The organism is Cupriavidus sp. GW821-FHT02F09 (assembly GCF_059421605.1).
On sequence record NZ_JBWKVH010000111.1, the window covers coordinates 1 to 729 of the forward strand.

The following is a 729-nucleotide window of genomic DNA, read 5'->3' on the forward strand; positions in this document are numbered from 1 at the left end:
TACCTGCCCAAGCTGGTCTGCGGCGACTGGATCGGCGCGCTGGCCATGAGCGAGCCCAACGCCGGCTCCGACGTGGTGAGCATGAAGCTGCGCGCGGACTTCAAGGGCGACCACTACGTGCTCAACGGCACCAAGATGTGGATCACCAACGGCCCGGATTGCGATGTGCTGGTGGTCTACGCCAAGACCGAGCCGGACCTTGGCGCGCGCGGCATGACCGCCTTTATCGTCGAGAAGGGCATGAAGGGCTTCTCGGTGGCGCAGAAGCTGGACAAGCTCGGCATGCGCGGCTCGCACACGGGCGAGCTGGTGTTCCAGGACGTGGAAGTGCCGGTGGAGAACATCCTCGGCGGCGAGAACCTGGGCGCCAAGGTGCTGATGAGCGGCCTGGACTATGAGCGCGCCGTGCTCTCCGGTGGCCCGGTGGGCATCATGCAAGCGTGCATGGATGTCATCACGCCCTACATCCACGACCGCAAGCAGTTCGGCCAGAGCATCGGCGAGTTCCAGCTGATCCAGGGCAAGGTGGCCGACATGTACACCACCTTGCAGGCAGCGCGCAGCTACCTGTACACGGTGGGCAAGAACCTGGATTCCCTGGGCAAGGAACACGTGCGCCAGGTGCGCAAGGACTGCGCCGCGGTGATTCTCTATACCGCCGAGAAGGCCACCTGGATGGCCGGCGAATCCGTGCAGATCCTGGGCGGCAACGGCTATATCAACGAATAC

The 729-nt window shown here is 64.1% G+C and carries 1 protein-coding gene; it reads left to right on the plus strand.

The genetic code is table 11. The features are described from left to right. Positions 1 to 729: acyl-CoA dehydrogenase family protein (locus AC07XB_RS38995; protein WP_494752839.1), on the plus strand; the 729-nt coding region annotated here is incomplete at both ends.